Genomic DNA, 13,501 nt, shown 5'->3' with positions numbered 1-13,501 from the left:
GCGGCTCAGAACATCAGGTTGACCATCGCCACCACGACCAGGGTGTAGATCAGCGACAACGGGCCGCCGACGCGCCACATCTCGCGCGGGGTGTACTTGGCCGGGCCCATCACCATCGAGATCACCGGGTTGGACGCGGTCATCAGGTTGTTGGAGGCCGACAGCGCCACGATCAGCGCGAACGCGGTGGGGTTGCCGCCCGCGGCCAGTGCCAGGTTGACCGCGATCGGCACGGTGACGATGGTGGCGCCGACATGGCTGATCACCAGCGAGAACGCGGTGGTCAGCACTGCCAGCGCCAGTTCCAGCACCCAGATCGGGATCCCGGCCGGCAGCTTGTCGATGGTGTGGCCGGCGACCCAGGCCGCCGCGCCGCTGGAATCCATGGCCCAGCCCAGCGGGATCAGCCCGGCCATCATGAAGATGGTCTTCCAGTTGATCGAGGCGTAGGCCTCGTCCATGCGCAGCACGCCGGTGAGCAGCATGCCGGCCACGCCGGTGAGCAGGGTCAGCGCCACCGGCAGGTGCGAGGTCAGCGCGATGATGATGGTGATGGCGAAGATCGCCATGGCGATCTTGAACTTGTGCGGGCGCTGTTCGCCCTTGGGGTAGTCGGTGACCACCACGAAGTCGCGGCTCTCGGCGGCGGCGGCCAGGTCCTGCCAGATGCTGTGGAACACCAGCATGTCGCCGGCGCGCAGCGCCACGTTGCGCACGTCCTCGCGGATCACCTGCTTGTCGCGGTTGATCGCCAGCAGGCTGATGCCGCGTTCCTTGCGCAGCCGCAGCTGGCCGGCGGTCTTGCCGATCAGCTTCGAGGTCGGCGGGACCACCGCCTCGGAGATGCCGGCGCGGCTGGGGTTGAACAGGTCACCCAGGTTGCGCAGGCGCGAGGACATGCGCAGGAACTGGTTCTGCGCGAAGTCGGCCACCAGCTGGCGCGGGCCCATCGCGCCGATCACGCTGCCGACCCAGATGCGCATGTCCGCCGGCGGTGCCAGGCGGGTGTCGTTGCCGGTCTTGAGCGCCAGCAGCAGCGGCGCCTCGAACAGGCTCTCGACCTCGCTCACGGTCATTCCCACCAGCGGGCTCTCGGCGGTGACCGCCAGCTCGAACACCTCGCCTTCGATGCCGTAGGCCTTGGCGAAGTAGCTCTCGGTGCGCGCCGGGGTCTGGCCATCGTCATCCGCGCCTTCTTCGCGCGAGAGCTTGCGGTCGCCGAAGAAGCGGAAGTACAGCAGCGCCGCGGCCAGCAGCGCCACGCCGATCGGCAGCGGCGCGAACATGCGCAGCGGCTCGATGGTGGCGGTGCCGGAGGGCAGGTTGTTGTTGGCCGAGATCAGCAGGTCGTTGAGCAGGATCAACGGCGAGTTGCCGACCATGGTCAGGCCCCCGCCCATCACGATGGCGGCGGTGATCGGCAGCAGCAGCCGCTTGAGGGTCAGCCCGGTATGCGAGGCCAGGCGCGAGGCCACCGGCAGGTACAGCGCCATCACCGACGGGTTCTGCATGAACGACGAATTGAGGCCGGCGGTGGCGCTGGTCAGCAGCAGCAGGCGCTGTTCCAGCCCGTGCGAGCGGCGCAGCAGCCAGCCGGCCAGCCGGTTCAGCGCGCCGGTGCGGTCGAGCCCGGCGCCGAGGATGGTGGTGGCGATGATGCTCATCACCGCGTTGCCCGAGAAGCCGCCGAAGATCTCCTCCGGCGCGATCAGCCCGGTGACGCCCAGCACCACCATCACCACCAGCGCCACCACGTCGGCGCGAATGCGCTCGAACAGGAACATCGCCATGGTGAAGCCGACCAGCCCGAGGACGAGCTTCATGTCGGTCGTCAGCGTGAGGGCGGTATCCATCAGGGCCGGCAGGCGCGCAGGAGGGGGCGGGAATCACGCGCGGTCGGTGCGGGCGGCGCAACCCCGCGGCCCGCCCCCGGGGCGGGATGGGGCACCGCGCCTGCGATTCCGCACCGGGTGGCGGCAGCGGTATGCCGGGGGCGGGACGAGGGGCCGGCCTTCCGCACCAGGTGCCTGGCGCTGTCCGCGGATGCGCTGGTGCGTGAAGGCAGCATTTCCTTACCCCTCGGTTCCCGTTCCCTGCCGGTCGTACAGCAGATCCCAGACGCCATGGCCGAGCTTCTGGCCGCGGGTCTCGAAATGCGTCTGCGGGCGCCAGTCCGGGCGCGGCACGCTGCCGCGCGGGCCGGCGCGGTTGACCAGGCCCGGGGTGGCGTCGAGCACGTCCCACATCTGTTCGGCGTAGTCGGCCCAGTCGGTGGCGCAGTGCAGCCGCCCGCCCGGGTGCAGCTTGCGCACCAGCAGCGCGGCGAATGCCGGCTGCACCAGGCGCCGCTTGTTGTGGCGCTTCTTGTGCCACGGGTCGGGGAAGTAGATGCGCACCTCGTCCAGCGCGCCGTCGGCAATCTCCTTCTCCAGCACTTCCACCGCGTCGTGGTGGTAGAGCCTGACGTTGCCGGCGTCGTCGTCGGCCAGTGCGTTGAGCAGGCGGCCCACGCCCGGGGCGTGCACCTCGATGCCGATGTAGTCCCTGGACGGGTCGAACCGGGCGGCGAAACGCAGTGCGGCGCCGTTGCCGAAGCCGATCTCCAGCACCTTGGGCGCGTTGCGGCCGAAGGTGGCATCCAGGTCGCGCGGCTGGCCATTGAAGTCGATGCCGAAACGCGGCCAGCGTTCGTCGAACGCGCGCTGCTGCGCGGGGGTGAAACGGCCCTGGCGCAGCACGAAACTGCGGACCTCGCGGCGGCCTTCGGTCACGGTGAAGGGCTTGGGCGGCGCCTTGGAGCCCGCGCTTTCAAAGGGATTGGTCATCAGCCGATCAACCCGTCCACCGGCGAGGACGCGCTGGCATGGCGTTTGCGCGGGATGCGCCCGGCCAGGAAGGCCTCGCGGCCGGCCTCGACCGCCTTGCGCATGGCGCTGGCCATCAGCACCGGATGGCGCGCGCCGGCGATGGCGGTGTTCATCAGCACGCCGTCGCAGCCCAGCTCCATGGCGATGGCGGCATCCGAGGCGGTGCCGACGCCGGCATCGACGATGATCGGCACCCGCGCGTTCTCGACGATCTCCATCAGGTTGTAGCGGTTCTGGATGCCCAGCCCGGACCCGATCGGCGCGGCCAGCGGCATCACCGCGACGCAGCCGATCTCCTCCAGGCGCTTGCACAGGATCGGGTCGTCGGAGGTGTAGACCATCACCTCGAAGCCGTCCTTGACCAGCTGCTCGGCGGCCTTGAGGGTCTGTACCACGTCCGGGTACAGGGTCTTCTGGTCGCCCAGCACTTCGAGCTTGGTCAGGTTGTGGCCGTCGAGCAGTTCGCGCGCCAGGCGGCAGGTGCGCACCGCGTCCTCGGCGGTGTAGCAGCCGGCGGTGTTGGGCAGGATGGTGTAGCGGCCCGGCGGCAGCACGTCGAGCAGGTTGGGCTCGCCCGGGTTCTGGCCGATGTTGGTGCGGCGGATGGCCACGGTGACGATCTGGGCGCCGGCGGCCTCGGTGGCCAGGCGGGTTTCTTCCAGATCCTTGAACTTGCCGGTCCCGGTCAACAGCCGGGACGCATAACTCTTGCCGGCGATGACCAGCGGATCGGTGGGGACGTGTGCGTTCATGGGGCGATTATCGCCGATCATGCCAGGCCGCGTGGCGTGGTGTCGTCGCGTAGATGCGGCGCCTGCCGCGCATGCGGCTTGCCCGGTGGGACTGTGTGGGGGAAGCCCACACCTGCGGCGGCGGCAGATCACCCGCCGCCCAGCGCGTGCACGATCTCCACCACGTCGCCGGCGTGCAGTTGCCACTGGCCGTGCCGCCCGCGGGGAACGATTTCGCCGTTGACCTCCACCGCCACGCGGCGCTCGGCCAGGCCTTCGGCGGCCAGCAGCGCGGCCAGGGTGAGGGGCGAGGGAAAGGGGCGGGTTTCGCCATTGAGCTGGATGTCCATGCCGTCATTCTGGCCAGCAGGGCCGGAAAATCCCAGCCCATGCGGCAGTGCAGCGTGAGCCGGCCGTGGGGCGGTGAAAAACTACTTCCATGCGGCGGCGTACGCTGTCGCCTTCCTCGTCCGTCAGGAGTCTCCCCATGCGTGTCGTTTCCCGTCCACTCCGCTCCGCGCTCGCCCTGGCGCTGGCCGCCGCCGCCGTCCCGGCCATGGCGCAGTCGCCGTTTTCCAGGACCGTGTTCTTCGGCGACAGCCTGACCGACACCGGCTACTTCCGTCCCATCCTGGTGCAGGCCAATCCCAGCGCCTCGGTGGCGGGCCGCTTCACCACCAACCCCGGCTGGGTCTGGTCCGACTACCTGGCCCGGTACTACGGCACCAATGCCCTGCCCAACGGCAATGGCCAGGTGGGCGACAACTACGCCGCCGGCGGCGCCCGCGTGGGCGTGGATGTGCCCAATCCGCTGAGCCCGCTGCTGCCGCCGACACCGTCGCTCAAGACCCAGCTCAACCATTACCTGGCGGCCAACGGCGGCAAGGCCGATGCCAATGCCCTGTACACCGTGTGGGGCGGCGCCAACGACCTGTTCGCGGTGGCCGGCGGCGCACCGGCGCAGGCCACCATCGGCGCGGCGGTCGCCAGCCAGGTGGGCATGGTCGCCACGCTCAAGGCGGCCGGCGCCCAGTACGTGATGGTGCCGAACCTGCCCGACATCGGCCTGACCCCGTCCTCGCGCGCCGGCGGCCCGGTGGCCATGGCGCAGGGCACCGCGCTGGCCAAGGCGTACAACGATGCGCTGTTCGGCGGGCTCAAGCAGGCCGGCCTGCAGGTGATCCCGGTCGACACCTTCAGCATCCTCCAGGAAATCGTCGCCAACCCCGGCGCCTACGGCTTCAGCAACGTGTCCGGCACCGCGTGCCAGCCGCAGATCACCGCGCAGTCGCTGACCTGCACGCCGCTGAACTATGTCAGCCCGAATGCCGCCGACACCTACGTGTTCGCCGATGGCGTGCATCCGACCACCGCCGCCCACAAGATCCTCGGACAGTACTCGATTTCGGTGCTCGAGGCGCCGCGCCTGCAGCAGGTGCTGACGCACTCGGCGCAGACCACCGGCCGTGCCCGTGCCGACCAGGTCGGCGGTCACCTGGCGGGCCGTCCGGCCGACGGCATGAGCTGGTGGGGCAACGTGCGCGGCGACATGCAGCGCTACGACCATGGCCGGCTGTACGACGGCATGGCGCCGGCCGGCCTGTTCGGCGTCGACTGGGCGCGTGATGGCAAGGTGTTCGGCGGGTTCGCCGGGTACGGCCGGATGGACGCGGACTTCGGCAACCGCATGGGCGATTTCACCCAGTCCGACACCACCCTGGGCGTATTTGCCGGCTGGTATGGCGAGCGCGCCTGGGTCAACGGGCAGGCCAGCTACAGCTGGCTGGGTTACGACGTTACCCGCAAGGTGCAGCTCGGCCCGGCCACCCGCGAGCACAGGGGATCGCCCGATGGCAGCAACCTGACCGCCGCGCTCAACGCCGGCTACGAGTTCGGCCAGCAGGGCGGCTTCCGCCACGGTCCGGTGGCGGGCGTGGTGTGGCAGAAGGTCAAGCTGGACGGGTACCTGGAGAGCAATCCCGGCGCCACCGCGCTGGGCTACGGCAACCAGGACGTGGACTCCACCGTTGGCCGCATCGGCTGGCAGGCGCGCTTCGACGGTGGCAGCGTCCGTCCCTACGTGCAGGTCACCTACGACCACGAGTTCGAGGACGGCGGCAAGCAGGCCAGCGCCTGGCTGCAGACCATGGCCGACGTCGGCGCCTACAGGGTTCCCGGGTTGCAGTTCGACCGCAACTACGCCACCGCCGTGCTGGGTGCGCGGATGAGCCTGTGGGGGCTGCAGAGCAACATCGGCCTGAGCGCCACCACCGCGCAGAAGTCGGCGCGCGACGCCACCCTGTTCGCCACGTTCAGCGGCGGGTTCTGAGCCGGACGTGGACGGCTGTGGACGGTGCCGTGTCGCGGCGCCGTCCCTGCCCGGGGCTCCCGTCGAGGTAACGCGTTGCACGTTGGCATTGCGCGGCAGGCCCCGCTCCACATAGACTGCGCATCGCCGCGCGGGTGTAGCTCAATGGTAGAGCAGAAGCTTCCCAAGCTTACGACGAGGGTTCGATTCCCTTCACCCGCTCCATCTTCCAGGTGCCGCGCAGGCACCGAGGCGCCAGCCCTGGGCAGGGCGTGATGTGCCCGGCCTGACTTCCAGGCTCCGCGATGAAGCTCGCCATCCTCTCCCGCAACAGCAAGCTCTACTCGACCCGGCGCCTGGTCGAGGCCGCGCGCGCGCGTGGCCACACCGTGCGCATCCTCGACCCGCTGCGCTGCTACATGCGCATCAACGCGGGTGATTTCAGCATGCACTACAAGGGCCGGCCGCTGTCCGGCTTCGACGCGGTGATCCCGCGCATCGGTGCCTCCATCACCCGCTACGGCACCGCGGTGCTGCGCCAGTTCGAGATGATGGGCACGCGCACGCCCAACCCCTCCGACGCGATCCTGCGCGCGCGCGACAAGTTGCGTGCGCACCAGCTGCTGGCCGCCAAGGGCATCGACATGCCGGTGACGGTGTTCGGCGACAACCCGGACGACACCCATGACCTGCTGTCCATGCTGGGGCCGCCGCCGCACGTGGTGAAGCTCAGCGAGGGCACCCAGGGGCGCGGGGTGATCCTCACCGAGAAGCTCAGTGCGTCCAAGGGCACGGTCGAGGCGTTGCGCGGCCTGTATGCCAATTTCCTGGTGCAGGAGTTCATTGCCGAGGCCCAGGGCGCGGACCTGCGTTGCCTGGTGGTGGGCGACCAGGTGGTCGCGACCATGCGCCGGCAGGCCCAGGACGGCGACTTCCGTTCCAACCTGCATGCCGGCGGCAGCGCCGGCCCGGCGGTCTGCAGCCGGGCCGAGCAGCAGGTGGCGGTGCGCTCGGCCAAGGCCCTGGGGCTGGGTATCGCCGGGGTGGACATGATCCGCTCCCGGCGCGGGCCGCTGGTGCTCGAAGTCAATTCCACGCCCGGGCTGGAGGGCATCGAGAGCGTTTCCGGCGGCGATCTCGCCGGGCGGATGATCGACTACGTGGTCAACCTCAGGCGCTGAGCCCGGATTCCGAATTGCTTGCACCGTTTTAACGGGTCTTTAATTCCCCCGGCCCTACGCTGGCCCCACTGTGACCAGCCCTCCTCAGCGGGTCCGGTGATCGGGAATCTTCAGGCCCTGGCGGTGCTCGCCGGGGCCTTGTTTTATCCTTCCCGAAGATGTGCTTGCGGCGCGTGCTCGTCGATGCGAATGTGATGGGCCGCGCAACCCATAGCAGATGCCAAAGGAAAGGTATGAAGCTCAAGTACGTACTTCTTTGTCTGGCTTGGCCGTTGATGGCCTTCGCCAACGACTCCAAGTCGGGTGATGCACTCAATGTCGCAATGCCGTTCTCGGCGCAGGCGCAGCAGATCCGCAAGGACCTGTACGGGGAAACGTATTCCGAGATCTCAAGCGCGGACCGGCAGAGCGTTGCGGACGCTCTGCAGCGCATGGAGGCGCTTATTGGCGCCGAGCCAGACACCACCAAGCTCGAGGAAGCGGACAAGGTCCAGCTGTTCAACGACCAGGAGCTGGTCAACACTGTGCTGACCAAAGCACGTGCCGACAGTCGCGTCGTGTGCAAGCGCGAGATGGCGGTGGGTTCACACCGCACCGTGTCACAATGCCTGACAGTGGCCGAGAGGCGCAGGATCCGCGAGCAGTCGACCGATTTCCTGAAGGAAAATCAGCGTAATTATTCCAAGCCCAATACAAACTAAGGTTCTACACGTGCGCATTCTCGTAATCGAAGACAACAGCGACATCGCGGCCAACCTCGGGGACTACCTCGAGGACCGCGGGCATACGGTGGATTTCGCGGCCGACGGCGTCACCGGCCTGCACCTGGCAGTCGTGCACGATTTCGATGCGATCGTGCTCGACCTGAACCTGCCGGGCATGGACGGCATCGAGGTCTGCCGCAAGCTGCGCAACGACGCGCGCAAGCAGACCCCGGTGCTGATGCTCACCGCGCGCGATTCGCTGGACAACAAGCTGGCCGGGTTCGACTCCGGCGCCGACGACTACCTGATCAAACCGTTCGCGCTGCAGGAAGTCGAGGTGCGGCTCAACGCGCTATCGCGCCGCGGCAAGGGTGGGCACACCCGGGTGCTGGAAACCGGCGACCTGGAGTACAACCTGGACACGCTGGAAGTGCGCCGCCAGGGCAAGCTGCTGCAGCTCAACCCGACCGCGCTCAAGATCCTGCAGGCATTGATGGAAGCCTCGCCGGCGGTGGTTACCCGGCAGGAACTGGAAACCCGGGTATGGGGCGAGGAGCTGCCCGACTCGGATTCGTTGCGTGTACATATCCATGGCCTGCGTGCGGTGGTGGACAAGCCGTTCAACGCACCCATGATCCAGACCCGCCATGGCATCGGATACCGGATCGCCGCACCCGATGCCTGAAGCCGCATCGTCGGCGGTCGTCCACAGGCAGGGGCGCTATCGCCGCCGCCTGCGCAGCCGCATCATCGTTTCGTTCGTGCTGCTGGGCTTCTGCCTGACGGCGCTGTTCGCGTTCGCTACCAACTGGGCGCGCATGCGCGTGGAAAACCAGTTGGTCGAAGATGTGATGAACCGAAATCTGGATGCCTCCTGGCAGAGCTACATCCAGAGCGGTGGCCGCGAAGTGGTGGCGCCGGTGCAGCAGATGCGCGCGTTCCTCTATCGCCCCGACAAACTGGAAGGGTTGCGTCGCGATTATCCCGAATGGGAGCACCTGCAGGACGGCATCCATAATTTCAGTGGCCAGGATGCCGACGGCAAGGCGTTTTCCTACAAGGTCGGTGTGCGCAAGACGGACGATGCCTGGTTTTTCGTCGCCTACGACATGAGCCAGTCGATGCGCGGCGAACAGCAGTTGAAGCGCGCGCTGATCCTGTCCGTGCTGGTGTTCAGCCTGCTGTCCTGGGTGCTCGGGTGGTGGTCTGCTTCGCGGGTGATGCGCCCGGTGTCGGATCTCGCCGCCCGCCTGCAGGCCTACCGTGGCGGCAGCACTCATCCCGAACCCCTTGCACCGCGGTTCCCCGACGATGAGGTGGGGCAGCTGGCCGTGGCGCTGGACGACTATTCCGCGCGCCTGACCGAAGTGGTGCAGCGCGACCGTGAGTTCAATGCGGACGTGAGCCACGAACTGCGCACGCCACTGGCGGTGATCCGTGGCGCGACCGAGCTGCTGCTCGCGCGCCCGGGCCTGGACGAGAAGGTGCTGCAGCGCCTGCAGCGCATCCAGCGTGCCGAGCAACAGTGCAGCGATCTGATCGGCTCGCTGCTGCTGCTATCGCGCAACGAGCGCGGGCAGGGCAGCAGCAACGTCGCCAAGGTCGCCGAGCAGCTGCTCGATGCGCACCGTGCGCAGCTCGGTGGCAAGCCGCTGGAGCTGGTGCTGGAGGGCGGCCGTGACCTGGTCATCGACGCGCCGGAGGCGGCGCTGTCGGTGGCGCTGGGCAACCTGATCGGCAACGCGGTGAAGTACACCCAGCAAGGCCAGGTCCGGGTCCGGGTGCTGGATGACGCGGTCGAAGTGATCGACACCGGCCCCGGGTTGAGCGAAAAGGATGCCGCGAGCCTGTTCCAGCGTGGCTACCGCGGTACCCACGCCGGCCATTCGCAGGGCGGCGGCATCGGCCTGTCCATCGTCAGCCGGCTGTGTGCGCTGTACGGCTGGCAGGTCAGCATCCGGCCGGGCGCCGAGCGCGGTGTGGTCGGCCGGCTGATTTTCGCCCCGGCGGGCTGACCGCCGCGGTGGCGGTGGGCGCTGGACGCGTCAGGGCGGCGTATTGCCGGCAGCCAGGCCCCGGTACAGGCGATCCAGTGCTTCCACCTGCGGCTGCAGGTGCTCCGGGTGCCCGTCATTGACGATCACGTCGTCGGCCAGCGCCAGCCGCTGCGCGCGGCTGGCCTGTGCCTGGATCATGCGTGTCGCCAGAGCGGCATCGATGCTGTCGCGTTGGAGCAGGCGGGCGTGGCGCACCGGCTCGGCGGCGTCGACCACCACGATACGGTCCAGCCAGGGATAGGCTGCGCGACCGCCGGCTTCAGCCAACAGCGGCACCGCGGCGATGGCATAGGGGCTGTCGGCGGCCTCGCAGATTTCTCGCACGCGGGCGCGGATGGCCGGGTGGGTGATGGCTTCCAGTGCCCGGCGTTCGGCGTCGTTGCCGAACACATGCTCGCGCAGTCGCGCCCGGTCGAGGGTGCCGTCGGCCAGCAGCATCGCGTTGCCGAAGCGGCGGCTGATCTGTGCCAGGGCGGGGCTGCCCGGCGCCACCACTTCGCGTGCGGCGATGTCCGCGTCGGCCACCGCGATGCCGAGTCCTTCGAAGCGTTTGGTGACCTCGCTCTTGCCCGAGGCGATGCCGCCGGTAAGCCCGACGATGAAGCGGCTCATGGGCCGTGGCCCGTGCCCAGCGGGTGGGCGGGACCGCGGGCCCGGATCACGCCAGGCCGGCCCACTGCCGGTAGGCGGCGATCATCGGATCGCCCCACATGAAGACCAGCCAGCCGGCGATGGCCAGGTAGGGGCCGAACGGAATGGGCGTGGCACGGTCGCGCCCGCGCGCGTACAGCCAGATCGAGCCGACGATGGCGCCCACCAGCGAGGACAGCAGGATGATCGGCAGGATGCCCTTCAATCCGCACCATGCGCCTAGTGCCGCCAGCAGCTTGAAATCGCCGTGGCCCATGCCTTCCTTGCCGGTGATCTGCTTGAACAGCCACCACACGGTCCACAGCGACAGGTAGCCAACCGCGGCACCGATCAACGCCGGTTTGGTGGGCATGTACAGATTGTCCATGCTGCCGATCAGGCCCAGCCACATCAGCGGCAGGGTCAACTGGTCGGGCAGCAGCTGGGTGCGCAGATCGATGCCGGACAACGCGATCAGGAAACAGGTCAGGACGATCGCGCCGAAACCCTGCCAGCCGAAGCCGAACTGCCACACGCTGGCCAGCACCAGCACCGCTGTCAACAACTCCACCAGCGGGTACTGGATGGAGATCGGCGCCTGGCAATGGCGGCAGCGCCCGCGCTGCAGCAGCCAGCTGAACAGCGGGATGTTCTCGTACCAGCTCAGTTTGTGCTTGCAGTGCGGGCAATGCGAAGGCTCCACCACCACGCCCGGCGGCGGCGGCTCGTAGATGTCCGGCTCGCCCAGGATCTCGCGCGCATCGCGCTTCCACTGCCACTCCATGCGCCTAGGCAGGCGCAGGATCACCACGTTAAGGAAGCTGCCGATCAGCAACCCCAGTCCGGCAGCGGCCGGGTAGCCGATGCCGGGATGCTGGTCGAGAAATGCCATGGGTCAATTATCCAACGACGGAAGCGAGCTTGAAGATCGGCAGGTACATGCCAATGACCATGCCGCCGACGATCACGCCGATGAACACCATGATCATCGGTTCGATCAGGCTGCTCAAGGCATCCACGGCATTGTTCACTTCCTGCTCGAAGTACTCGGCGACCTTGAACAGCATGGTATCCAGCGCGCCGGCTTCCTCGCCGATGGCGGTCATCTGGATCACCATGTGCGGAAATACATTGACCTGCTTCATTGCCATGTTCACCGGGTAGCCCACCGCCACATCGTCGCGCATGTGCAGGACGGCTTCCTCATAGACCTTGTTACCGGTGGCGCCGGCGACGATGCCCAGCGCCTCGACCAGCGGTACGCCTGCCCGGAAGGTCACGCCGGTCGTGCGGGAGAATCGCGCAATGGCGCTGTTGTGCATGATCTGGCCGATCACCGGTACCTTGAGGATCAGCCGGTCCATGGTGTGCTGCATCCTGGGCGAGCGCTTGAGGGCGAAGACGAAGCCCACGACGGCGCCCACGGTCACGAGCAATATCAGCCACCACCAGCTGACCATGAAGCGGGATGCTGCCACGATCATCTGCGTAAAAATAGGAAGGTCGGCGCCGAAGCTGCTGAATACCTGTTCGAACTGCGGCACGACAAAAACCAGCAGGACCGCGCTGACGATCAGGGCTACGGCAATGGTCATGGCCGGGTAGAACAGGGCCTTCTTGATCTTGCCCTTCAGCGTTTCGATGTTCTCCTGGTAGTTGGCGATGGTCTCCAGCACGGTTTCCAGGACGCCTGCGCCCTCGCCGGCGCGCACCAGGTTGCGGTACAGCTCGTCGAACTGCACGGGATGCTTGCTGATGGCCTCGTACAGCGACGAGCCCCCTTCCAGGTCGGCACGGATCTGCCCCACGAGTTTGGCCATGCGCGGGTTCTTGTGGCCGCTGCCAATGATGTCCAGGGCGGTCACGATGGGCACGCCGGACTTCATCATCGTCGCCATCTGGCGACTGAAGAAGGCGATGTCCTTGGGTTTGATCGCTTTGCCGGATGCGCCGAACAGGGGCTTGGGCTTGGGTTTGACCACGGTCGGGGTGATGCCCTGCTTGCGCAGCTCGGCGCGGAGCATGTTGGCATTGCGGGCATCCTGTTCGCCCTTCATTTTGGCGCCGCGCTTGTCGGTCCCCTCCCAGACAAACGGCTGCATCTGGCTGGTGTTGCGTTCCACCGGCGGCTTGTTCACTGCGCTACGGGTCACGGACATCGTTCTTCTCCCCGTCCGGCCACTCCCCGGGCCGGACAATTCCTGCATGGTAGCGGGTCTGCGTGGGCGTGGCATCTCGCCCGTCGGCAAGCGTGGCCGCCGTCACGCTCCGGCGATACTTGTGGGCGAAGCAACAAGGAGCTGGCGGATTGGTGATGAAGTGTCGAGATGTGACGCGGCGCGTCACCCTGTTGTCTGGATCGCAGAATCATCATCCGGGGCTTTCCTTCTTCATGGATGCTGCCATCATGCGTACCGGGGACATGGCATGTGGCAGGCCATTGGCACGCAACCTGCTTTTCGACCCTTACGGGGGCGACGGCCCTTCCGGTGCTCACAATCCAAACCTCTAGGGGATGTACAGATGAAGAAGATGCAGCAGGGCTTCACCCTGATCGAACTGATGATCGTGGTCGCGATCATCGCCATTCTGGCCGCCATCGCGCTGCCGCAGTACCGCAACTACACCCAGAAGTCTGCCAACGGCGCCTGCCTGGCGGAAGCGAAGGCTTACATGGGCACCGCTGTGGCCAACCTGGCCAACAGTTCGGCTGCCCCGGCTTTTAACGCCAAGGCATGTGCTGGCGGTACTGTGCCGACCGATGCCGATTACAATGGTGGCAGCAGCATTACCTTTACCAGCCAGACCAAGGGCAACGCGACCCTGAAGAAGGACGTGGAGTGCAATGCCGGTAGCGGTTCCTGCGACTACCAGTAAGCAATACTGGTTTTGCTTGAATTCGAAAAGCGCCGAAAGGCGCTTTTCGTTTGTTCAGATATTGAATCACTGGAACTGCATGCTGCCCATCACCCGTCGCTTCGTTGTTCTTTCGCTTCTGCCGGCGATACTCGCTTGTGGCGTGC

General features: G+C 67.2%; 13 protein-coding genes and 1 tRNA gene. 7 read left to right on the top strand and 7 right to left on the bottom strand.

Annotated features, from left to right (window positions below):
• Positions 1 to 5 precede the first annotated feature (5 nt).
• From B1L07_12110 to B1L07_12095, 4 genes are all read right to left on the bottom strand, one after another.
• Positions 6 to 1,853 carry an SLC13 family permease gene (locus B1L07_12110; GenBank protein AUZ55708.1) on the bottom strand — a complete coding sequence of 616 codons (1,848 nt, stop codon included), beginning with the start codon at positions 1,851 to 1,853 and terminating at the stop codon, positions 6 to 8.
• Positions 1,854 to 2,072: 219 nt separating this feature from the next.
• Positions 2,073 to 2,825: a tRNA (guanosine(46)-N7)-methyltransferase TrmB gene (locus B1L07_12105; protein ID AUZ55707.1), complete on the bottom strand. Its 753-nt coding sequence runs from the start codon at positions 2,823 to 2,825 to the stop codon at positions 2,073 to 2,075.
• On the bottom strand, positions 2,825 to 3,619 hold the full coding sequence (locus B1L07_12100; GenBank protein ID AUZ55706.1) for a thiazole synthase: 795 nt from the start codon (positions 3,617 to 3,619) through the stop codon (positions 2,825 to 2,827). Before B1L07_12100 ends, B1L07_12105 begins: the two co-directional genes overlap by 1 nt.
• A gap of 128 nt (positions 3,620 to 3,747) precedes the next feature.
• A complete protein-coding gene (locus tag B1L07_12095) occupies positions 3,748 to 3,948 on the bottom strand; it encodes a sulfur carrier protein ThiS (protein AUZ55705.1) in 201 nt (66 codons plus the stop codon).
• A gap of 137 nt (positions 3,949 to 4,085) precedes the next feature.
• On the opposite strand from B1L07_12095, the gene B1L07_12090 reads away from it, so the two are divergent.
• The 6 genes from B1L07_12090 to B1L07_12065 all read left to right on the top strand — a co-directional run bounded on the left by B1L07_12090 (position 4,086) and on the right by B1L07_12065 (position 9,806).
• On the top strand, positions 4,086 to 5,927 hold the full coding sequence (locus B1L07_12090) for an autotransporter domain-containing esterase (GenBank protein AUZ55704.1): 1,842 nt from the start codon (positions 4,086 to 4,088) through the stop codon (positions 5,925 to 5,927).
• 130 nt (positions 5,928 to 6,057) lie between these two features.
• Positions 6,058 to 6,131: transfer RNA gene (locus B1L07_12085), tRNA-Gly, on the top strand.
• Between the two features lie 80 nt (positions 6,132 to 6,211).
• A complete protein-coding gene (locus B1L07_12080; GenBank protein ID AUZ55703.1) occupies positions 6,212 to 7,087 on the top strand; it encodes a ribosomal protein S6 modification protein in 876 nt (291 codons plus the stop codon).
• A gap of 233 nt (positions 7,088 to 7,320) precedes the next feature.
• Positions 7,321 to 7,788 (top strand): hypothetical protein, encoded by a 468-nt coding sequence (locus B1L07_12075; GenBank protein ID AUZ55702.1) that lies wholly within the window; start codon positions 7,321 to 7,323, stop codon positions 7,786 to 7,788.
• 10 nt (positions 7,789 to 7,798) lie between these two features.
• A complete protein-coding gene (locus B1L07_12070) occupies positions 7,799 to 8,476 on the top strand; it encodes a DNA-binding response regulator (protein ID AUZ55701.1) in 678 nt (225 codons plus the stop codon).
• Positions 8,469 to 9,806: a two-component sensor histidine kinase gene (locus B1L07_12065; GenBank protein ID AUZ55700.1), complete on the top strand. Its 1,338-nt coding sequence runs from the start codon at positions 8,469 to 8,471 to the stop codon at positions 9,804 to 9,806. Before B1L07_12070 ends, B1L07_12065 begins: the two co-directional genes overlap by 8 nt.
• A 30-nt stretch (positions 9,807 to 9,836) precedes the next feature.
• Here B1L07_12065 and B1L07_12060 read toward each other — a convergent pair whose 3' ends face one another.
• From B1L07_12060 to B1L07_12050, 3 genes are read right to left on the bottom strand one after another with little or no spacing between them, the layout of a single operon-like run.
• A complete protein-coding gene (locus B1L07_12060) occupies positions 9,837 to 10,460 on the bottom strand; it encodes a dephospho-CoA kinase (GenBank protein AUZ55699.1) in 624 nt (207 codons plus the stop codon).
• 46 nt (positions 10,461 to 10,506) lie between these two features.
• A complete protein-coding gene (locus B1L07_12055) occupies positions 10,507 to 11,370 on the bottom strand; it encodes a prepilin peptidase (protein AUZ55698.1) in 864 nt (287 codons plus the stop codon).
• A 7-nt stretch (positions 11,371 to 11,377) separates the two neighbouring features.
• Entirely contained in the window at positions 11,378 to 12,637 is a 1,260-nt protein-coding gene (locus B1L07_12050; protein ID AUZ55697.1) for a type II secretory pathway protein, read from the bottom strand.
• A 364-nt stretch (positions 12,638 to 13,001) separates the two neighbouring features.
• Between B1L07_12050 and B1L07_12045 the strand changes: the two genes are divergently transcribed.
• Positions 13,002 to 13,355, top strand: coding sequence for a prepilin-type N-terminal cleavage/methylation domain-containing protein (locus B1L07_12045; protein ID AUZ55696.1), 354 nt, complete (start codon positions 13,002 to 13,004; stop codon positions 13,353 to 13,355).
• The last annotated feature ends 146 nt before the right edge of the window (positions 13,356 to 13,501 follow it).

It is taken from the genome of Stenotrophomonas acidaminiphila, from assembly GCA_002951995.1.
In the GTDB taxonomy this organism is placed as follows: domain Bacteria; phylum Pseudomonadota; class Gammaproteobacteria; order Xanthomonadales; family Xanthomonadaceae; genus Stenotrophomonas; species Stenotrophomonas acidaminiphila_A.
The sequence above is the reverse complement of the archived record's forward strand: the minus strand, read 5'-3'. Positions and strand labels throughout refer to the sequence as shown.